We start from the raw sequence: 19406 nt of genomic DNA on the forward strand, positions 1-19406 counted from the left end.
CCGCTGGACTGCGCAGCAGCCCCATTTTTGGGGCCGCTTCGCGACCCAGCGGGAGCAAGCTCCCTCGCCACGGGTTACTTTTCGCTCATGCTGCTTCTTAACTGACTGGCATTAGGCCTGGTGCCGGGTTTATTTTTTGGGGTTAGGACACCTTGAGTGCTTGTGCTTCGTCGTTCACGGTGTAGGTGAAGGCGCCACGCAAATCAGCGCCTTCTGCCAGGATTTTCGCATCCGCAAGCAAATGTGGGTGACGATCCAAAAGCCGCATCAGCAGCACCAACGGTTTAGGGGCAAGCAACTCGCCACGTTCGTAGCGAGAGAATGCGTTGTGGCCGCCACCGGACAGTAATTCCACGGCTTCCTTTTGGGTAAGGTGCAGTTTGCGACGGGTACGTTTCATTTCGGTGCCGATCATTTTTCGGGCGGCGAGTGTCAGTGCATCTTTTGCTGCATCGTAGCGGTCGGTACTGTCGTTGTCTGGGTCCCAGAAACCATCACCGCATACTTTGCACTCCCACCCTGAAAGTTCGTCGACCCGGCGGTCCATACCTTTAATGCTGATGGTTTCGCTGCGGCCCTCGAAATAGGTCAATCCTCTGGGAGCGCCACAAATGTAGCAATCTTTTACCTTCATACGTTTTTCTCCTTGAAGGAGATCACCGGAGGGGCACCGTCTAAGGAGTAAGTGACCTTGATGTAAATCTCCCGATCTTTCACTTGCGTGTGGTACACGTCCTGCCACATTCGATGATTGCCGTAGGCAGTCATCGACTTGTACAACATCCTGTTTTGTAACTCGTAAATCACGATCTGCATTCCCTCGATACTAAAGCCGAGTTTCTCGCCGGACTCCTTTGCTGTCCTCGTGAACGCCCTGCTGCCAAGCCGCCTCACATCCGCCTTTATCACCGCCAAATCGTAATGAGGTGTGTACTTTTCCATAAGACACCTGAGTCCATAATTACCCTCAAAGGGTAATTTTACCAATCGAAAATACTGCTCCTTTACCCACCCAAGAACCCTAGTGCGTTGCCTTTGTAGGCAACTCCGAATAGCCTGTAGGAAAATTCATCCTATGATTGGACGAAAGCGCTGAACCCATGACAGACATCGCCCCGCTGATCAAACGCTCCCTGGTCGACCAGGCCCTTGAGCAGTTACGCCTGCGCATCACTGAAGGCCGATGGGCCATCGGTGAACGCCTGCCCACCGAGCCGGAGCTGTCCGCTGAGTTAGGTATCAGCCGCAACACCGTGCGCGAGGCCATGCGCGTGTTGGCGTTTTCCGGCTTGATCGAGATCCGCCAGGGCGACGGCAGTTATTTGCGTTCCATGACCGACCCGCTGGGCGCCATGCGCGCGTTATCCCACTGCACCCTGGAGCAAGCGCAGGAGACGCGGCAGATTCTCGAAGTAGAGGCCGTCGGGCTTGCGGCGTTGCGCCGTACCGAGGATGACCTCAACGCGTTGCGCGAGGCGCTCGAAACCAGCGGCGAGCTTTATCACGGTGATCTGGAGGCCTACATCAGTGCTGACCTGGTGTTTCACAAACACTTGGTAGACGCGGCGCACAACCCCGCGTTGAGCGAGCTGTACCAGTATTTCTCCCGCATCGTCGCTGCCCAGTTGCGCCAGACCCTGAACATTTCACCGCGTCGCCAGGCCGTATTCGACCTGCACATTGCCCTGCTCGACGCCGTGGAAAACCAAGACCCGGAACGCGCCAAATCCCTCTGCCGGCAGTTGATCAATGAACCTTGAAGCCAAGCGCACACCTGAACTCGACGAACTCTTGATCGACGCCGAAGCGGACGATGAGGTTGTCCAGCACAGCCAGCCGTTGGTGCGCCGCCCATGGTTGTTGTTGCTCGGCCTGATCCTGGTGGCGCTGAACCTGCGCCCGGCGCTGTCGAGCCTGGCGCCGCTGCTGGCTGATGTCTCACAGAGCCTGGGGTTGTCAGCGGCCAAAGCCGGCTTGCTGACGACCTTGCCGGTGCTGTGCCTGGGCCTGTTCGCGCCGCTGGCGCCGGTCCTGGCCCGGCGCTTTGGCGCTGAGCGCGTGGTGCTGGGGATCTTGTTGACGTTGGCTGCCGGGATCATCCTGCGCAGTTTGGTCGGTGAAGTCGGGCTGTTTGCCGGCAGCCTGCTCGCCGGTGCGAGCATCGGTGTCATCGGCGTGTTGCTGCCGGGTATCGTCAAGCGCGATTTCCCCAAGAAGGCGGGCGCCATGATGGGCGTCTACACCATGGCGTTGTGCCTGGGCGCTGCGTTGGCCGCCGGTGCCACGGTGCCGCTGAGCAAGGCCTTCGGCGACAGCTGGAACATCGGCCTTGGCTTTTGGGCGCTGCCGGCCCTGGTGGCGATGCTGTTCTGGTTGCCGCAAGTCGGGCAAAAGCACGGTGCCCATCACGTCGCTTACCGCGTGAAGGGGTTGCTGCGTGACCCGCTGGCCTGGCAGGTGACCTTGTACATGGGCCTGCAATCATCCTTGTCGTACATCGTGTTTGGCTGGTTGCCGTCGATCCTGATCGGCCGCGGCTTGAGTGCCACTGAAGCCGGGTTGGCGCTATCGGGCTCCATCATCGTGCAATTGTTCAGCTCCCTGGCCGCACCGTGGCTGGCCACCCGAGGCAAGGACCAGCGCCTGGCAATTGTGCTGGTCATGCTGCTGACCCTTGGCGGGCTGTTCGGTTGCTTGTACGCACCCCTCGACGGCTTGTGGGGCTGGGCGATTTTGCTCGGCCTGGGTCAGGGCGGCACCTTCAGCCTGGCGCTGACCTTGATCGTGCTGCGTTCGCGCGACGCCCATGTGGCCGCCAACCTGTCGAGCATGGCCCAGGGCTTTGGCTACACCCTGGCGTCCCTTGGGCCGTTTGCAGTCGGGCTGGTCCATGACTGGACCGGCGGCTGGAACGCAGTGGGCTGGATCTTTGCGGTGCTCGGCCTGGGTGCGATCCTCGCCGGCCTCGGTGCCGGGAGGGCGTTGTATGTGCAGGTCACCAGTGAACGCCTATAAGTAGATCACCTCCATGGTGGCCGAGCCGTCAATCAGTACGTCCCGGCTCAGGTCCAGGTTCTGCTTGGCGCTGATCACCGTCTGGATGTTCACCGTGCTGCTCAGGTTGCGGATCGCCGTGGGGCCTGCGGTGCTGCCCTCGGTATCGGTGAACCCCAGGTAACTTCTGGCGCCAATGTCGATAGGGTTGGTATTGGCGGTGCGCCAGCCAAGGCCACCCGTGGTGGACTCGGTGCCATACACCACCGGCAGGGCGTCGACATCGGTCAACTTCGGATCGAAGCTCAGGGAGTACACACCGATACGATTGCCGCTGCCGTCCAGTCCCAGCCCGTAGTAAATCTCGCTGTTGACGTTGGCTGTACCATCGCGGTTGTCGCGCATGCGCAAGGCGAAGCGGCTCAGCCCCTCGCAGTTGACGGTCACCAGCAACTGTTTGATCGGCAGACGGGTGCCTCGGTCGGGCTTGAGGTCTTGCTGGGATATTTTGCCGTAATCCACCAATCCGCTGCTGGACAGCCCCGGTGTGCAGGCGGTCGGGGTGATCAGGCCGCGGACGGTCAGGTCGGTGATCGAGGCCGCAAAGGCGGGTGAACTCACGAGCAACGGCAGGAAAAATCGATAGAGCTTCATCGTGATGTCCTTGTAGGGGCAGGGTTAGAGGTAGATGACTTCCAGGGTGGCCGAACCGTCGAGCACCACGTCGCTGCTCAGGTCCAGGGTGTTGGTCGGGGCGATGACCGCCTCCACGGTCACCCGACTCGACAGATGTTGAATGGCGACCGGGCCCGCCTGGCTGCCGCCGATCGGGCTGAAACCCAGGTAACTGTTGGCACCCACCGGCAAGGGGCTGGCGTTGCTGAGGCTCCAGGCCACCCCGGCGGTGGTGGAGTCGGTGCGATACAGGCGCGGGAAACTGTCGGCTGAGGCGTCGGTGGGGTCGAAGACCAATGAGTACAGGCCGATGCGGTTGGCGCTCTGGTCCAGGCCCAGGCCGTAGTAAATCTCGCTGTTGACCGTGGCGCTGCCGTCGCGATTGTCTTGCATGCGCAAGGCGAACCGCGTCGGGGCATCGCAACCCAGGTTGAGCATCAGTGACTTGGACGGCAGGCGCGTCGATTGCCCGCTGTTCAAGTCGTTGCGTGAAATCCGGCCAAAGTCCACCACCCCCCCGCCTGACAGGCTCAGTTCACAGGCGGTCGGGGCGAAGGTGGCGCGCAATTGCAATTCGCGGCTGGCGGCCCTGGCCGACGCTTCGAACACCCCGGAGGTTTCCCAGACGAGCGCCTCGCGGACCCGCAGTGCCGGTTCCTCGGCCCAGGCACTGATGTCCAGTTGCACGGAGAAGGTCTTACCCTGCACCGGCGCACCTGCGCGCACCGGCACCACACCCACGGTAGGGCGCCAAGCCAACTGTGCGGCGATTTCGCCGGGCGGCTGGCCCTGACCGGCGATCACGCCCAGCTCCACCGCTTGCCCGTCCAACACGCCGTTGCGCAGTCGCAAGGCATATTCGCCGTGCTCGGCAAAACGAAAGCGTTCCGCCCCGTTGCTCACGGCGTTGTAGAACAGGCTCATGTCCGTGACGTGATCGCAGGCGAGGGTCAGGCTCAGGTGTTGCTCCCCCACCGGGTATTGCGTTGCCGGGGTGCTTTGCACGCTTCGATTGAACTGGCCGAAATCCACGGACGACTGGCTCAGGCTCAACCGGCATTCATCGCCCAGCGCCGGGGTGCCGAGGGCTACCCCGGCCAGCCATACAAGCCCGGCCAGCGGGCGACACAAACGGGAAATCACAGGCATTGCTCCTCAAGGGGTACGGCACTGGGCCGCAGCGGTTTCGTAGTACGACTGGGTGTCAGGCTTGGCCTGCAATTGGTAGTGCACTTCGCACGGTGGCTGCCCTGGCGCCTTGACCCACAGTGACGGTTGCTCCAGCGCGTTGGTCAGGAATACCTGGCCACCGTCCTGGACCAGGGTGATGAACTCACCGTTGGCACTGCTGACGGAGGCGCCCCTGGGCAGTGGTTTGCCGTCCACGGTGGTGACGGAGAGCAGGGCGCGGCGTGTCAGGCTGACGCCGAAGTCGACGCGGTCGACGGCACCGCGTCCGGCCGTGATCTGTGCCAGACCGTTGTTGATGTCGGCATTGCGCGGCAGGGTGCGGGTTTCAACTTCCACGGCGGTGCGGCTATAGGCCGATACCTGCGGCACGACGGCCTGGCCTTGCCAGTCGGTCCACACCGGGCCGCTGGGGGTGTTGACCTTGATCCCGGAAATGTCCGCCACCGACAGCACGGCAAACGTGTCGCGCACCGGGTACGGTGACAATGTCACACCGTCGCCATGCATCACTACCGCACCGCGGGCGCTGCTTTGATAGCTGTCACGCTCGGCGTCATCGCGGCTGTAGTTCAGGTCCAGCTGGGTATAGCGCGGCAGCGCCGAAACCCCGAGGCTCGATTGCACTTGCCGGTCACGGGAGTCGCGCTCGACGCCGGCGCGGTAGCTCAGTTGATCATTGAGCTGCTCGTTGAGCCCGACACCGATGCGGTGTTCGCCACCGGAGTTGCGCAGCCAGGTGCGGGCGCGACGGTTTTCGCCCAGGGGAATACTCAGGTTCAGGTAGAGGCTGTCGTCGCGACCCTGGCTGCCGCTGACTTGCCATTCGGCGCTGGCCGACACCGAGACATTGCCGACGCGCGTGCCCCAGGTGGCCAGCGCACGGCTGCTGTTGCGTCCGTCGAACAAGGTCGAGCGCGAGTAGCCGGTGCTGAAGGCGCCCATCCAGGGGTGGGACCAGGCCACGCCGGCGCTTTGCTGGTCGCGATAACGCTGATTGCGCTCGTCGGCGTAGCGCTCGGCGATGCTTTCTTGTAACTCGCGATAGCCCTCGGTGCGCTGGGATGTGCCGAGGTAGAACGACCAGCGATCGTTCAGCTGTTGCGACAGCAATAGATCGGTTTGTATGCCTCGTCGTTGTGTGTGGCGGCGCGCGTCGGTAGCGGTCAATGAGGCCTGCACGTCGGCGTTGGTCCACAGTTGGGTACCCAGGCTGATGCCGGCGGCCTGATAGCTGTCGGCGAGCAAGCTGCCACCGGCCAGGTTCACGCCCGGCAGCACGCCGCCGCTCCAGCCGGCGCTGACCACCCAGGGCTCGGCGCTTTGGTCGTGGCTGATATCGCGCACCCGGCCCGCCGCTACGGAATACCCGGGCGCGGGCAGGCCCACGCCGAGCATGGCCGCCGGCACAGTGAAACGGCGCTCGCTGCCGTCTATCTCCTTGACGGTGACTTCGACGTCCGAACGGCTGTCCAGGCGCCTGACATCACTGAGGGAAAACGGCCCGGCCGGCACCACCGTGGAGTGGATCAGCGCACCGTTCTGCCGCACCTCCACCTGGGCCTGGCTGTAGGCGATGCCGTCAATGGTCGAGCCCTGGTTTTCTTCTTGCAGGGCCTGCTCGGTGAGTACCTGCACGCCAGTGATCTGCGCGCCCGCCAGCACCGGGTTGTAGAGGTTGATCTGGCCGGCTTGCAGGACCAGTTGCTGCTGGGCAAAGGTGCGCTGGGCGTAGGCCTCCAGGTGGGTGGTGCGCGAGTCGTCGTCCTGCCAGGTTTGTACTTGGCGGCTGCGCACGATCCAGTCACCGGCGTTGAAGCCGACTTCGGTATTGGCCGAGCCGTAGCGACTGGTTTGATCGCCGTAGTGACTGTACAGCCCGGTCAGGTCGTAGTTGATCAAGCCGGCGAAGCCACCGGTTTCATAGCCTGAAAAATCCCGCACCACGGGGCGCAAGGCATCGGTGGGTACGATCAGCGAGAGGCCGAGGTTGGCGGTGTCCTGTTCGATCTGGGTGGTGGGCCAGCGCGTCATGAAATCATGGCAGCGCAGTGTTTCGTCGCTGTCGGGCACTGTGCCGAGCAGGTTGGCTTTATCCAGCAGCGACTGGTCGAAGCACAGTTCGCCGTCCGCGGTGAAGTGGGCGTTTACCCGTCCTTTCGGGCGGCCGTTGACACTTAACGTGACGGGATGACTGCCGCCGCCGAAACGCGGGGCCTGGACCAACAGCATGGCCAGTCCCGGGTCGATACCTCGTTGTTGCAGTGTGGTGGCGTCGAAGGTAGCTGCCGCTGGCTGGGCCACGGCCTCTGCCAGCCACAGGACGCCGGCCAGCGGGATGACGGACCGGGTTGCCGGGTGGATCAGGCCACGGCGCAGGGCGCGCGGCCGAATGACGGGCAAGGCTTCGCCGTCATGGCAAATCATGACTGTGTTCACAGAACTCACTCGGGTGTGGGCGCTGGTGGCCCAGGTTAGTGCTTGAGGAGGCTAAGGCCGGGCAGGTGTCAGGGGCGCGTCATAGGCGCTGACCGCGAAGCCGTACACGGTGGCGGGTTGAAACCGTACGGTGGTGGCGCCCGCGGCGTTTGCCTGGATCGGGATGTTTTCCCCAGGCAGCACATAGGCTCGCGGCAGCAGTGCCCTGTTGTCGCCGGGCAACAGTTGCAGCTCCTGAGCCAGGCGCACGACGTAGGGTGTGTCGTTGTGCACCCACAGTTGCTCACCTTGCAGCGACCATTTCAGGTCGGTCCAGGGTGTGCGGTTGGTGGCCAGGCCTTTGGGGTGCAGGATCACCGGCAAATTCTGGCGCACCGTGACACCTACACGTGCATGCCCGGCCTTGGCGGGTTTACGGTTGGCAGGTATGCCTTCAAACACCACCCGTTTCAGGCGTTGGGTGGTCAACGGTTGTTTGGTTTGCAGGATAAACCGCACCAGTTGACTCTTGCCGGGCTCCACCCTGGTCAGGGGCGGGGTCACGAACAGCAAGGGTTCAATGTCCTGGGGAATGTCCTCGAGGGTGACGTGCAGCAGGGCCAAGTCGGGGTCGGTGTTGGTGACGGCTACCGAGGTTTCACCGGCCTCCTCGTGCACGATCACCACCGAGGTGTCCGGCACCATGCCGTCAGCGGCAGCCGGCAGCGTCTGGAAACAGGCCAGCAGCGTGCAACCTGCGGCGCTTAAGCGACGCAGAGTAGTGAATAAAGGGGTCATGCAGACGTTCTCCAAATAGTCAGTAGCACGGATTACAGGTAACGCAACTCCAGGGTGATCAAGCCGTCCAGGGGCACTTCTTCCTTCAATGTCAGGTTGTTGGCCGGACTGATCGAGGTGTCCACTCGCAGATTGACCACCAGGTTCCTGAGGGGCACGGGTATCAGGCTGCCCGGTACGGCGAAGGCCATGAATCTGTTCGGGTAGGCGTTGGGCTCCACGTGCCAGGTGGCGCCTTGGTCGGATGAGGTCAAGGTTTGCATCGGTTGTGCGTCGGCTACAGGGCCGCGCAGCGACAGGGCCACCGAGCCCAGCCGCTCGGTGGGTGCCTGGTGGTTCATGCCCAGCCCGTAGAAAAAATCAGGTGCCAGGGACGAGTCGGCTTGATTGTCGACGCCCACGAGGGCGAACAGCACCGCTGCGTTGCAACTCACGCCCAGCGCCATGGGGAAACTCGGCAACACGGTGAACTCATCGAGGTTGAGTCGGCGTGCCGGAATCTTGCCGTGGTCCACCATGCCATCGTCCGACAGCGACACCAGACAGGCGTTGGGGGTAATCAGGCCTTCAACCTGCAGATCGACGCCCGAGGCGGCAAAGGTCAACGGCACACCCACGAGCAAAAACGCGAGTACCAGCGAACGGAGAAGCATATTCATGACGATCAGTTACCTGGCGTGATTCGGGCTGGGCGGTCGAGGGGTTACAGGTAGCGCACGGTCAGTGTTGCGGAGCCGTCGATGGGGATTTCCGTGCCACCGGGCAGGGCGTCACTGCGATTGATGATGGTGTAGACGGTCAGCATCGCGGACAGGTTTTGCACCGGAATGGGGGCGGCAAAGGTGGTCAGGCTGGGAGCGATCATGTAATTGGCAACCCATGCATCGTTGATGTCTTGCCAGAACCAACGGTCGCCATCCAGGGAGTAGACGAAGTCAGCGGCCACGGTATCGGCTACGGCCTTGGCGATGGTCAGGTTGAAGTAACCCAGTTTCTGGTTGCCGTTGACCAGGCCAATGCCGTAGCCGCCATGGATGCCTGAGTCGGCACGGTTGTCAGTGGTTTGCAGAGCCATCAGGGTTTGGGCGTCGCATGCCACGGCCAGGTCGATGGTTTGTGCTTTCAGGTTGGTCGGGGTGGTCGGGTTGAGGTCTTTGAACGAGATCTTGCCGTGGTCGATGGTGCCGGCGTTGGACAATGTGGGCGTGCAGGCCGAGGGCACGATCAGCCCCTTGACGGTCAGGTCGACGGTAGACGCGGCAGCCGCCCATGGGCTGGCGATAGCCAGCAGAACAGTAGCGAGGACGCGGGGGGACAGGTTCATTTCAGTGGGTCTCCAGGGATACAGGGGGTTGGGTGAAACGCTTGCGAGCTCGGGCTCAGAGGTAATGCACGGCGATGGTGGCGCTGCCGTCGATGATCATCTCTTGAGCCACGGGCAGGTTCTGGGTGGGGTGGATATAGGTGCGGATCGACAGGTCCATGCTCAGGTTTTGGACCGGGACCGGAATGCGTGGGCCAGCCACGTCGCCGACCGACAGGAAGAAGTCCCACATATCGCTGTCGTCCGCGCTTTGCCAGGTTGTGCCGCTGTCCCAGGACATCAGCATTCTGGGCGTCTCACCATCGGCGAGGACGTTGTCGTAGACCAGCGAATAGGCGCCCAGCTTTTTACCGTCGACCAGGCCGATGCCATAGTTGTAGGGACCGATTCCGGACGCCTTGCGATTGTCGGTAGGCATCAGCGCAAGCAGGGTTTTTGCTTCGCAATCCACTGACAGCTGCACAGAGACGGGCGGCAGGTAGGTGACGGCGGTGGGTTTGAGGTCACCCACCGAAATCTTGCCGTGGTCGACAAGGCCTGCGCTCGACAAGGAGGGGGTGCAGGCCGAGGGCACGATCAGCCCCTTGACCGTCAGGTCGGTGGTGGAGGCAGCGAGTGCCGGTGCGGCGAAGCCGATCATCAGGCAAGAGCTGAGCAGGCGCGATAGAGGTTTCATGGTGAGCAGGGTCCAGGGTAGGGAGAACGGATCAGGGATTACAGGTAACGCAATTGAACAGTCACGTGACCGTCCAGGGGCACCTCGTCGACCAGGGTCAGGCTGTCGGAACGCGCGATCATGGTGTTGAGGCGCACGTCGGCATCCAGCTCCTGCACGGCGATCGGGGTGAGGCTGCCGGTGGCCGAGGCCACGGCGGTCATCGCGGTGTGACCCAAATAGGTGCCTTCGATCCAGGTGGCGCCGCCATCGGTAGACACGATGGTGCGCACCGCTTCGGTGTCGGCCACCGCTGTAGAAAGCCTCAGGGAGGCGCTGCCGAGTTTTTCGTCGTTGGCCGTCATACCCAGGCCATGAAACCGGTCCTGAATGGCCGAGGTGCCTTCGCGGTTATCCAGGGTGCTCAGGCTGAAAAGTGTCGGCCCGTCACAGCGCACATTCAGGCGCATCACCTGACGCTGCAGGGACGTGTGAGTGTCTGGGTTGAGGTCGCGGGCGGCCACTTTGCCGTGGTCGATCACGCCGCCGCCGGACAGGCTGGGGCTGCAAGCGCTCGGAATAATCAGGCCGGTCACGGCCAAGTCGGTGCTGCTGGCGGCCTCGGTTTGCGACGTCACGCCAATCAGCAAGGTGACCACTAGGGTCGAAGTACGAACATCCATATTCGGTGATGCCTCGGGTTGAGGAAAAAAGGGTTCAGAGGTATTTCACTTCAAGGGTGGCGCTGCCATCGATCGGCACTTCGTTGGTCAGGTCCAGTTCTGAGGCGGGCGCGATAAGCGTCGAGACCTTGAGGTCGGCGGCCAAGTCTTTGATCGGGATCGGCGCCCAGTTGCCGCCGGACTGATTGCCAAAGCTGGCCAGGTTCAGGGTCGACCAGACATCGCCGCCCATGGCGTCCCAGGTTTTACCGTCGTCGACGGACTTGAGCGTGGTGGCGGCGGCGGTGTCGGCCGAAGCGTTCAGCAGCTCCAAGGTGTAATGGCCCAGCGGCTGATTACCGTTGATCAGGCCCAGGCCAAAGCCGTTCGGATTCGTGCTGCCGACGCTGTTTTCGATGCCCTTCAAGGCAAACAGGGTTTGCGCGTCACAGTTCACAACCATCTGCAGCGTGCTGGCGGGGAGCAGGGTCTGGTCGGTGGCACTCAGGTCCTTGGCCGAGATTTTTCCATGGTCCACCACGCCACCGCCGGACAGGCCGGGCGTGCAGGCGCTGGGTGTGATCAGCCCGGTGACGGTGAGGTCCACGCTGCTTGCCGCAAAGGTATGCCAAGAGGACGAGGCCATTAAGGTGGCGGCAACTACGGTCAGGGTCTTTCTCATTTTTTGATGATTTCCGGTGCAAGGCCGTGGGCATTTCCCCAGGCGATAACGTTCGCGTTCACTGGGAGGCGGGTGTCCGTCCAAGAGGCCTCAAACACCAAGAGAGCGAGGGCCCTCGAAGGACGCCGGGGAATTTATCGGGTGCCTGCAATAGGGGAAATACAACAAATACGACAATGGTTCGTGGCGACTCCGGCTGTCAGATAAAGACGTATTTATGCGTAAGGAGGGAATATTTCGTAGTTGTTGCATGGTTAAAAAATAATCCAAAAGAATATTATTTGACTAAATATGTAATCCATTTGAGTTGTTTTTTCGGGTTGTTGCGGCGGCACAGTGCACCTGCGTAATGGCTCATTCCTGGCCGGTCCATTCCGTAACGAGGTCATCATGCAGCCAGGTAGCCCACCCGGTGGGAACGCAGGTTCTGCGTCACTGCCGCTCGGCCCAATGACCTCGGGGCCCAAGGGATTGAGCGTGTTGGTGGTGGAAGATCATCCGGCCTATCGGATGCTGTTGGGTGGGATGCTGCATAAGCTGGGGGTCGACAGGGAAGTGGTGAACGACGGGCAGGCCGCTTTGACGGCGATGATCGACAGGCACTTCGACCTGATCCTCACGGACTGCCAGATGCCGGTCATGGACGGCTATGCCCTGGCTTGTGAGGTACGCCGTCGTGAGCGCCTGGCCCACACCGCGCCGGTGCCGATCATTGCCCTGACCTCGACCCTTGAGGCTGCCCAGATTCATCGCTGCCTGGAGGCCGGCATCAATGCCTGGCTGGTCAAGCCGTTGACCTTGATACAACTGCGCGAAATCCTGACCTTATGGGTGCCCCAGGCGGACACCCAGCGACCCGAGCCGGTTGCTCAAGACGTGCCCATCACCTGGCCCGCCCGTGCGGCCCTGATAGAAACCTTTGGCTGTGCGGCAGTGGTAGAGCGCATGGTGGGGTGCTTGTTGGAGGAGGCGCAGGCGGATCTGGCAGCCTTGGATGACGCCCTCCTTAAACAGGATGCGACGGCGACGAGCCGGCACTTGCATCGGTTGGTGGGTGGTCTTGCCTTTTTGGGGGCCGGGCAATTGGAGGACCGCGGCGCCCACTTGATCACTGCGGTGGCGTGTGAGGGCGTCGCGGCGAACTCGCGCTCACTTGGGCTTTTATACGCCGACTTGCGGCGTTACCTGCTGCGCCTGGCCGAGCTATGGCCTCAGGCTTAGTGAAGGAAGTTTCCCTCATCTTTGTAGTTCTATTCTGTAGGTGGCGTCTGTTTTTTCTGTGGGCCTAAAGTCGGGTTTCACTGATTGCTGGCTGAGGCCCGGAAACCGCCGATTTCGGCGGTTGTGGCTGAAAGCCATCAGCGCTATTTTGCCCGGACTCAATTGGCGATCCTGGTGGTGCCCATGCTTCGCGTAATTATTGCTGACGATCATCCCATCGTACGTATTGGTCAAAAAGTGGTCATTGAGGCCAACGGAAAGTGCAAAGTCGTGGGGGAGGCCGATGGACCCGATCAATTGCTGGCGCTGGTCCAGCGCACACCCTGCGACGTCTTGGTGACGGATTTTGCCATGCCGGGTAATCAACAGGCGGATGGCTACGGGTTGTTGGGCTTGCTGCATCGACAACACCCCGATTTGCCGGTGATTCTGGTCACCATGTTCGCCAACGTTGCCACGCTGAGGTCCTCGTTCTCCCATGGCGCGCGCGCCATCGTTGCCAAGAGTGCATCGGCCAGGGAACTGCCGCTGGCGATCAAGGCCGTGTGTGAAGGGCACACCTTTGTCAGCGAATGCCTGCGATTGCAACTTGAGGAGGCGGGTGTCGGTGACCAGCAGGGTATGCCGCAGTTGTCCGGCAAGGAGCGCGAGGTGGTGCGCATGCTCGCCAGTGGCATGACCGTCAGCCAGATCGCGGCGCGGGTCAACCGCAGTATCTCGACCATCAGCAAGCAGAAAAGCACCGCGATGAGCAGGCTGTGCATTTCCACCGATGTCGATTTGTTCGCCTATGCGCGCAGCAGTGGCATGGTGCCCTGAGGCGGGCTATTTACCCGGCGAATGTCAGTAGCCTTGGCGGCGTTGACGGCTTATCGTGCGCCTACTCTTTTTCCTCACGCGGAGCCTGCCCATGAGTGATGCCCATAACGCCTTGATCAGCGAGTTTTACACAGCCTTTCAGCGCCTGGATGCCGAAGCCATGGCCGCCTGCTACACCGATGATGTGGTGTTCAGCGACCCGGCGTTTGGCGAGCTGCGTGGCCGTGATGCCGGTGATATGTGGCGCATGCTCACCACGCGGGCCAAGGACTTTTCCCTGACGTTCGACCACGTGCGCAGCGACGAGACCACCGGCAGCGCGCACTGGGTGGCGACTTACCTGTTCAGCGCCACCGGCAATACGGTGGTCAACGATATCGGCGCGCGGTTTGTGTTTCGCGACGGCAAGATCTGCGAACACCACGACCACTTCGACCTGTGGCGTTGGTCGCGCCAGGCGTTGGGTGTAAAGGGGCTGTTGCTGGGCTGGTCACCTGCGCTGAAAAACGCCGTGCGCGCGCAGGCGCTCAAAGGGCTGAGGGCATTCCAGGCCAGTCGTTGATAAGATTGGCACTCTTCTGGTTTGCCGACATTGACCCGTGACTGATATTCCTGAACCCAAGCCCTGGTTCGTCTACCTGGTGCGTGCCGCCAATGGTTCGCTGTATTGCGGCATCAGCAACGACCCGGTACGCCGTTTTGCCTCGCACCAGAGCGGCAAGGGCGCGCGGTTCTTTTTATCCAGCCCTGCCGTGGCGCTGGTGTACACCGAGCAATGCGCGAGCAAGGGCGAGGCGCTGCGCCAGGAACGCTTGATCAAAAAGCTGAAAAAGAGCGCCAAGGAGTGCCTGGCGGCCAGCGGCTCATTGATTTGACTGATGGGTTCCCATCGCCCCCATGCGCGGTTTCGCAGGCTAAGCTAGTGGCTCATCTATTGAGCGGAGCCTGGCATGTCTGAGTTGATCCTGCACCACTACCCGCAGTCCCCCTTCGCTGAAAAAGCCCGCCTGCTGCTGGGCTTCAAAGGCTTGTCCTGGCGCTCGGTGTTTATTCCACCGGTGATGCCCAAGCCTGATCTGACCGCCTTGACCGGTGGCTATCGCAAGACACCGGTGTTGCAGGTCGGCGCCGATATCTACTGCGACACCGCGTTGATCGCCCGGCGCCTGGAGCAGGAGAAGTCCGGGCCGGCGCTGTTTCCGCAGGGTTTGGAATTGGTGACCCAGGGCTTCGCCGCCTGGGCCGATTCGGTGGTGTTTTCCCATGCCGTGGCGCTGGTGTTCCAGCCGGAATCCCTGGCGGTCAAGTTCGCCAAGGTGCCGCCGCACATGCTGCAGGTGCTGGTGGCCGACCGTACCCAACTGTTCAGTGGCGGCACCGCGACCCGGGTGCAATTGGAGGTGGCCAAGCATCAATGGCCGGCGATTGTCGGCCGAATCGACCAGCAGTTGCAGCACCAATCGGGGGATTTCCTGTTCGGCGAGCCGTCGATTGCCGACTTTGCCCTGGCCCATCCGTTGTGGTTCCTCAAAGGCTCTTCGGTGACCGCGCCGCTGGTGGACGCGTATCCCGCCGTCGCCGCCTGGCTCGACCGGGTACTGAGTTTTGGTCATGGCACCGCCAGTGAGATGAGCGCCGAGCACGCCTTGGACGTGGCGCGCAACGCCACCCCAGCGGCGTTGCCCGATGAAGTGTTCGAGGACTTGAATGGCTTCAAGGCCGGCCAGCTGGTGACCCTTTCGGCCACCGACTACGGCACTGACCCCGTGGCCGGTGAGCTGCTGTTTGTCGGGCGTGAAACCCTGATCCTGCGCCGTAGCGATGAGCGCGCGGGCACCGTGCATGTGCATTTCCCACGCATGGGCTTTCGCATTCAGGCGCACTAACGAAAAATATTTGCAAATAAAGGTGAGGTAAATCCACCGCTCAACCGTGTAGTGCTTGAAACTGCGATCTATTCGCATTAACAGCGTTTTCTACACGGGTTCTCACAGCATGAAGTCGACGGCGGGCGGTTGGATAAAACAGTGGCTGGGAGCCTCGGCATTGGCAGTCTCGGGGCTGGCGTTGTTGCCCCTGAGCGTGGCGCAGGCGCAGGAGCAGCAAAGCGCCCAGTTCAACTTTGCCCTGGCAGCCAAGCCGCTGCCCCAGGCCCTGAGCGATTTTAGCCGGGTCACTGGAATCAGCGTGATCTACACCGATGAAGCGCCCTACGGCCTGAGCGCCCCGGCGGTCAGCGGCCAGATGAGCGCAAACCAGGCCCTGCAACGGTTGCTGAGCAACACCGGCTTTACCTTCCGCCAGATCGACGCCCGTACCCTGGCCCTTGAGCCGGTGCCCACCGACGGCGCGGTGAACCTCGGCGCCACCACGATCAGCGGCGTTGGCCAGCAGGCCCAGGACAGCACCAGCTACCAGCCACCGCCCACCAGTTCGGTGATGCGCTCGGGTGGCTTGCTGCTGGAAACCCCGCAGACTGTCAACGTCGTGCCCGCCCAAGTGCTGCGCGACCAGACCCCGCGCAACCTGGATGACGCCCTGGGCAACATCAGTGGCATCACCCAGGCCAACACCCTGGCCAGTACCCAGGACGCGGTGATGCTGCGTGGCTTTGGCGACAACCGCAACGGTTCGATCATGCGCGATGGCATGCCGATCGTGCAGGGGCGTGCGTTGAACGCTACGGCGGAGCGGGTCGAAGTCCTCAAGGGGCCAGCATCCTTGCTGTACGGCATCCAGGACCCGGGCGGCGTGGTGAATATCGTCAGCAAAAAGCCTGAGCTGGTCCAGTCCACCGCCCTGACCGTGCGCGGCTCCACCTTCGGTGATGGCAAGAACGGTAGCGGCGGCAGCCTAGACACCACCGGCCCGATTGGCGACAGCGGCCTGGCCTATCGGCTGATCGTCGACCATGAAGACGAGGATTACTGGCGCAACTTCGGCACCCACCGCGAGAGCCTGATCGCGCCGTCGCTGGCCTGGTATGGCGACACCACCAAGCTGTTGTTCGCCTACGAGCACCGCGAGTTTCTCACGCCGTTCGACCGTGGCACCGCCATCGACAAGTCCAACCACCCGTTGGACATCCCGGCCACCCGTCGGCTGGATGAACCCTTCAACAACATGGAAGGGCGGTCCGACCTGTACCGCTTTGAAGCCGATCACGACCTCAACGATGACTGGAAGGCCCATTTCGGCTACAGCTGGAACCGCGAAACCTACGACGCCAGCCAAGTGCGTGTGAGTGCGGTGAATGACAACGGCACCCTGACCCGCAGAATGGACGGCACCCAGGGCGCGATCACCACCGACCGTTTCACCACGGCCAGCCTGGAAGGCAAGGTCAAGCTGCTGGGCATGCAACATGACCTGGTGTTCGGCCTGGATGACGAATACCGCAAGATCTACCGCGCCGACCTGATTCGCCAGGGCTCGCGGGGCACCTTCAACTACAACAACCCGGTGTACGGCAATGAAGTGGCGGGCACTACCGTCAGCGCCGTCGACAGCGCCCAGACCGACCTGCTGCGCAGCGACTCGCTGTTCTTCCAGGATGCCATCCACCTCAACGACCAGTGGATTTTTGTCGCCGGTGCGCGCTATCAGATGTACGACCAATACGCCGGCAAGGGCGTACCGTTCAAGGCCAACACCAACGGCAACGGCCAGGCCTGGGTGCCGCGTGCGGGCCTGGTGTATCGCTACACCGATGAATTGTCGTTCTATGGCAGCTACACCGAGTCGTTCAAACCCAACTCCACCATCGCCGCCTTGAACGATGGCAGCACCTTGACCGGCGACCTCACGCCTGAGGAATCCAAGTCCTGGGAACTGGGGGCCAAGCTCGACATCCCTGGGCGCATCACCGCCAGCGCGGCGCTGTTCACCATCGACAAGCGCAATGTGCTGGTGTCGGTCGGTTCCGGCGCGAATACGATCTACAGCATTGCCGGCCAGGTGCGCTCACGCGGCCTTGAACTGGACGCCACCGGCCAATTGACCGACAAGTGGAGCGTGATCGGCAGTTATGCCTACACCGACGCCGAAGACATCAAGGACAACGACCCGACGCTGGAGGGCAACCGCCTGCAGAACGTGGCCAAGCACACCGGCTCGCTGTCGGTGGCCTACGACTTTGGCAACATCTTTGGTGGCGACCAGCTGCGCGTGGGGACCGGCGCACGGTATGTCGGCGAGCGCGCCGGCGATGCGGCCAACGATTTCAACTTGCCGGGTTATACCGTGGCGGACGCATTTGCTACCTACGACACTAAAATTGATGGGCAGAAGGTCAAGTTCCAACTCAACGTGAAGAACATGTTTGATCGCGTCTACTACACCTCGGCAGCCAGCCGGCTGTTTGTGTCCATGGGCGATGCGCGACAGGTATCGGTGTCGAGCACCCTGGAATTCTAAAGTAGGACATGACGCCTTGTGGCAAGCCCGCTCGCCACAGGGGGAGGGAGCTGGTAGCGTTGCCGCCACTGACAGCTTTGCGGACAACGCTACTGATGTACTTTGGAAAATGCTTACACACCCGCGGCATGCTGGTTGGCTTGAGCCTTTTGCTGGGGGGCTGCGCGAGTGTTTCCCAGACCTCCACCCCAGGCACCCTCGATCACCTGATGGCCGACCCGGCGCTCAACGGCGCCACTGTCTCCCTGATGGTGCGTGACGCCCGCAGCGGCAGCACGCTCTACCAACACAACCCGCGAACACGGGTCATTCCTGCGTCCAACCTCAAATTGCTCACCACTGCGGCGGCGATGGATGTGCTGGGGCCGCAATACCGGTTTTCCACTCAACTGCTGGGTAACGGCACCCAGCAGGGCGAGCGCCTCAGCGGCAACCTCTATTTGCGCGGCTTGGGCGACCCGACCACGCAATTCGCCGACTACCAGGCATTGGCGGCACAACTGGCGGGGCAGGGTGTGCGCCAGGTCCAAGGCGATCTTGTCTTCGACGACACTTGGTTCGACGCCGAACGGCTGGGCGTGGACTGGGCCCAGGACGATGAAAGCACCTACTACGGCGCGCAGATTTCGGCGCTGACCGTGTCGCCCAATGCGGATTTTGATGCGGGCACGTTGCTCGTCACGGCGAAGGCGCCCGTCGCGGTTGGCCAGCCGGTGAGCGTGGTGGTGAGCCCGTCCACCGATTATGTGCAACTGAACAACCGCGCGGTCAGCGGTCCCGGTAACACCTACGGCATCACCCGCCAGCACGGCACCAACCTGCTGCAACTCACGGGTGCGCTGGCGCCAGGCAAACAAAGCCGGCAGTGGGTGAGCGTGTGGGAGCCGACGCAACTGGTGGCCAATCTGTTTGAGCAGGCGTTGGCGCAGCAGGGCATCCAGGTACTGGGCCGACGCGTGATCGGTGGTACAAGCCCAGCGACGGCCAGGGTGCTGGCCGAGCATCAATCGGCACCGCTGCAGGAACTGATCACGCCGCTGCTCAAACTGTCGAACAACAACATGTCCGAGGCGTTGCTCAAGGCCATGGGGCGCAAGACAGCCAACGCGGGTACGGCGCAGGCCGGTGTCGCGGCAGTTGCGGATTTCATGCGGCGCCAGGGTTTGGACCCGATGACGCTGAGCCAGGTGGACGGTTCGGGTCTGTCGCGGCGTAACTGGGTGTCGTCGCAGAACCTGACCGACCTGCTGCTGGCCGCAGCCAAGCAGCCCTGGTTCGAAGCCTGGTACAACGCCTTGCCGATCGCCGGTGACCCCGACCGCATGACCGGCGGCAGCCTGCGCTACCGCCTGCGCGGCACGGCGGCGCAAAACAACCTGCACGCCAAGACCGGCTCCATGGCCGGGGTTTCCTCGTTGAGCGGCTACATCACCGACGCCGATGGCCGACGCCTGGTGTTTTCAATGATCAGCAATAACTATGTGAGTGACGCCACGCCCATCCGTGCGCTGGAAAACCGCGTGGCACTGGCACTGAGCCAATGGCACGACTAGC

At 62.2% G+C, this 19406-nt stretch carries 20 protein-coding genes; 9 read left to right on the top strand and 11 right to left on the bottom strand.

Annotated elements, in window-relative coordinates; all coding sequences use genetic code 11:
* Positions 1-142: 142 nt before the first annotated feature.
* Both K7431_RS22725 and K7431_RS22730 read right to left on the bottom strand, forming a co-directional pair.
* A complete protein-coding gene (locus K7431_RS22725; protein WP_012722347.1) occupies positions 143-634 on the bottom strand; it encodes a type II toxin-antitoxin system MqsA family antitoxin in 492 nt (163 codons plus the stop codon).
* The gene (locus tag K7431_RS22730; protein ID WP_012722348.1) at positions 631-942 is read right to left on the bottom strand and encodes a type II toxin-antitoxin system MqsR family toxin; all 312 of its coding nucleotides are present in this window, start codon (positions 940-942) and stop codon (positions 631-633) included. Before K7431_RS22730 ends, K7431_RS22725 begins: the two co-directional genes overlap by 4 nt.
* A gap of 158 nt (positions 943-1100) precedes the next feature.
* On the opposite strand from K7431_RS22730, the gene K7431_RS22735 reads away from it, so the two are divergent.
* Positions 1101-1760, top strand: coding sequence for a FadR/GntR family transcriptional regulator (locus tag K7431_RS22735; protein WP_012722349.1), 660 nt, complete (start codon positions 1101-1103; stop codon positions 1758-1760).
* Positions 1750-3015: a CynX/NimT family MFS transporter gene (locus tag K7431_RS22740; protein WP_012722350.1), complete on the top strand. Its 1266-nt coding sequence runs from the start codon at positions 1750-1752 to the stop codon at positions 3013-3015. The genes K7431_RS22735 and K7431_RS22740 overlap by 11 nt, the downstream gene beginning before the upstream one ends.
* On the opposite strand, the gene K7431_RS22745 is transcribed toward K7431_RS22740, so the two are convergent.
* Genes K7431_RS22745 through K7431_RS22785 form a run of 9 tightly spaced genes read right to left on the bottom strand, consistent with a single transcriptional unit; the run spans position 3010 to position 11396 of the window.
* Positions 3010-3648 (bottom strand): DUF1120 domain-containing protein, encoded by a 639-nt coding sequence (locus tag K7431_RS22745; RefSeq protein ID WP_012722351.1) that lies wholly within the window; start codon positions 3646-3648, stop codon positions 3010-3012. The genes K7431_RS22740 and K7431_RS22745 overlap by 6 nt on opposite strands.
* Positions 3649-3672: 24 nt before the next feature.
* Positions 3673-4818: a DUF1120 domain-containing protein gene (locus K7431_RS22750; RefSeq protein ID WP_012722352.1), complete on the bottom strand. Its 1146-nt coding sequence runs from the start codon at positions 4816-4818 to the stop codon at positions 3673-3675.
* A 6-nt stretch (positions 4819-4824) separates the two neighbouring features.
* Entirely contained in the window at positions 4825-7296 is a 2472-nt protein-coding gene (locus tag K7431_RS22755; RefSeq protein ID WP_224265950.1) for a fimbria/pilus outer membrane usher protein, read from the bottom strand.
* A 51-nt stretch (positions 7297-7347) separates the two neighbouring features.
* On the bottom strand, positions 7348-8073 hold the full coding sequence (locus tag K7431_RS22760) for a fimbria/pilus chaperone family protein (RefSeq protein WP_043204818.1): 726 nt from the start codon (positions 8071-8073) through the stop codon (positions 7348-7350).
* 32 nt (positions 8074-8105) lie between these two features.
* Positions 8106-8732, bottom strand: coding sequence for a DUF1120 domain-containing protein (locus K7431_RS22765; RefSeq protein WP_012722355.1), 627 nt, complete (start codon positions 8730-8732; stop codon positions 8106-8108).
* Between the two features lie 44 nt (positions 8733-8776).
* On the bottom strand, positions 8777-9397 hold the full coding sequence (locus K7431_RS22770) for a DUF1120 domain-containing protein (RefSeq protein ID WP_012722356.1): 621 nt from the start codon (positions 9395-9397) through the stop codon (positions 8777-8779).
* Between the two features lie 55 nt (positions 9398-9452).
* Positions 9453-10073, bottom strand: a complete 621-nt coding sequence (locus K7431_RS22775; protein ID WP_012722357.1) for a DUF1120 domain-containing protein — start codon at positions 10071-10073, stop codon at positions 9453-9455.
* A 38-nt stretch (positions 10074-10111) separates the two neighbouring features.
* Positions 10112-10735, bottom strand: coding sequence for a DUF1120 domain-containing protein (locus tag K7431_RS22780; RefSeq protein ID WP_012722358.1), 624 nt, complete (start codon positions 10733-10735; stop codon positions 10112-10114).
* Between the two features lie 34 nt (positions 10736-10769).
* Entirely contained in the window at positions 10770-11396 is a 627-nt protein-coding gene (locus K7431_RS22785) for a DUF1120 domain-containing protein (RefSeq protein ID WP_012722359.1), read from the bottom strand.
* A 390-nt stretch (positions 11397-11786) separates the two neighbouring features.
* Between K7431_RS22785 and K7431_RS22790 the strand changes: the two genes are divergently transcribed.
* The 7 genes from K7431_RS22790 (at position 11787) to dacB (ending at position 19405) form a co-directional block, all read left to right on the top strand.
* Positions 11787-12617, top strand: coding sequence for a response regulator (locus K7431_RS22790; protein WP_043204820.1), 831 nt, complete (start codon positions 11787-11789; stop codon positions 12615-12617).
* Between the two features lie 183 nt (positions 12618-12800).
* Positions 12801-13436: a response regulator transcription factor gene (locus K7431_RS22795; protein WP_012722361.1), complete on the top strand. Its 636-nt coding sequence runs from the start codon at positions 12801-12803 to the stop codon at positions 13434-13436.
* A gap of 91 nt (positions 13437-13527) precedes the next feature.
* A complete protein-coding gene (locus K7431_RS22800; protein WP_012722362.1) occupies positions 13528-13998 on the top strand; it encodes a nuclear transport factor 2 family protein in 471 nt (156 codons plus the stop codon).
* A 37-nt stretch (positions 13999-14035) separates the two neighbouring features.
* The gene (locus K7431_RS22805; RefSeq protein ID WP_012722363.1) at positions 14036-14311 is read left to right on the top strand and encodes a GIY-YIG nuclease family protein; all 276 of its coding nucleotides are present in this window, start codon (positions 14036-14038) and stop codon (positions 14309-14311) included.
* A 75-nt stretch (positions 14312-14386) separates the two neighbouring features.
* Positions 14387-15322: a glutathione S-transferase family protein gene (locus K7431_RS22810; protein WP_012722364.1), complete on the top strand. Its 936-nt coding sequence runs from the start codon at positions 14387-14389 to the stop codon at positions 15320-15322.
* 109 nt (positions 15323-15431) lie between these two features.
* Complete coding sequence (locus tag K7431_RS22815; protein ID WP_012722365.1) at positions 15432-17852, top strand: TonB-dependent siderophore receptor; 2421 nt, start codon at positions 15432-15434, stop codon at positions 17850-17852.
* A 95-nt stretch (positions 17853-17947) separates the two neighbouring features.
* On the top strand, positions 17948-19405 hold the full coding sequence (dacB, locus tag K7431_RS22820) for a D-alanyl-D-alanine carboxypeptidase/D-alanyl-D-alanine endopeptidase (protein ID WP_043204822.1): 1458 nt from the start codon (positions 17948-17950) through the stop codon (positions 19403-19405).
* The last annotated feature ends 1 nt before the right edge of the window (position 19406 follow it).

Source organism: Pseudomonas fluorescens group sp., from assembly GCF_020093335.1.
Taxonomy (GTDB): domain Bacteria; phylum Pseudomonadota; class Gammaproteobacteria; order Pseudomonadales; family Pseudomonadaceae; genus Aquipseudomonas; species Aquipseudomonas petroselini.

Bases quoted from the DNA above. Each gene is read 5' to 3' on its own strand.
- K7431_RS22725 (WP_012722347.1), bottom strand. From the start codon at position 634: ATGAAGGTAAAAGATTGCTACATTTGTGGCGCTCCCAGAGGATTGACC.
- K7431_RS22730 (WP_012722348.1), bottom strand. From the start codon at position 942: ATGGAAAAGTACACACCTCATTACGATTTGGCGGTGATAAAGGCGGAT.
- K7431_RS22735 (WP_012722349.1), top strand. From the start codon at position 1,101: ATGACAGACATCGCCCCGCTGATCAAACGCTCCCTGGTCGACCAGGCC.
- K7431_RS22740 (WP_012722350.1), top strand. From the start codon at position 1,750: ATGAACCTTGAAGCCAAGCGCACACCTGAACTCGACGAACTCTTGATC.
- K7431_RS22745 (WP_012722351.1), bottom strand. From the start codon at position 3,648: ATGAAGCTCTATCGATTTTTCCTGCCGTTGCTCGTGAGTTCACCCGCC.
- K7431_RS22750 (WP_012722352.1), bottom strand. From the start codon at position 4,818: ATGCCTGTGATTTCCCGTTTGTGTCGCCCGCTGGCCGGGCTTGTATGG.
- K7431_RS22760 (WP_043204818.1), bottom strand. From the start codon at position 8,073: ATGACCCCTTTATTCACTACTCTGCGTCGCTTAAGCGCCGCAGGTTGC.
- K7431_RS22765 (WP_012722355.1), bottom strand. From the start codon at position 8,732: ATGAATATGCTTCTCCGTTCGCTGGTACTCGCGTTTTTGCTCGTGGGT.
- K7431_RS22770 (WP_012722356.1), bottom strand. From the start codon at position 9,397: ATGAACCTGTCCCCCCGCGTCCTCGCTACTGTTCTGCTGGCTATCGCC.
- K7431_RS22775 (WP_012722357.1), bottom strand. From the start codon at position 10,073: ATGAAACCTCTATCGCGCCTGCTCAGCTCTTGCCTGATGATCGGCTTC.
- K7431_RS22780 (WP_012722358.1), bottom strand. From the start codon at position 10,735: ATGGATGTTCGTACTTCGACCCTAGTGGTCACCTTGCTGATTGGCGTG.
- K7431_RS22785 (WP_012722359.1), bottom strand. From the start codon at position 11,396: ATGAGAAAGACCCTGACCGTAGTTGCCGCCACCTTAATGGCCTCGTCC.
- K7431_RS22790 (WP_043204820.1), top strand. From the start codon at position 11,787: ATGCAGCCAGGTAGCCCACCCGGTGGGAACGCAGGTTCTGCGTCACTG.
- K7431_RS22795 (WP_012722361.1), top strand. From the start codon at position 12,801: ATGCTTCGCGTAATTATTGCTGACGATCATCCCATCGTACGTATTGGT.
- K7431_RS22800 (WP_012722362.1), top strand. From the start codon at position 13,528: ATGAGTGATGCCCATAACGCCTTGATCAGCGAGTTTTACACAGCCTTT.
- K7431_RS22810 (WP_012722364.1), top strand. From the start codon at position 14,387: ATGTCTGAGTTGATCCTGCACCACTACCCGCAGTCCCCCTTCGCTGAA.
- K7431_RS22815 (WP_012722365.1), top strand. From the start codon at position 15,432: ATGAAGTCGACGGCGGGCGGTTGGATAAAACAGTGGCTGGGAGCCTCG.
- dacB (WP_043204822.1), top strand. From the start codon at position 17,948: ATGTACTTTGGAAAATGCTTACACACCCGCGGCATGCTGGTTGGCTTG.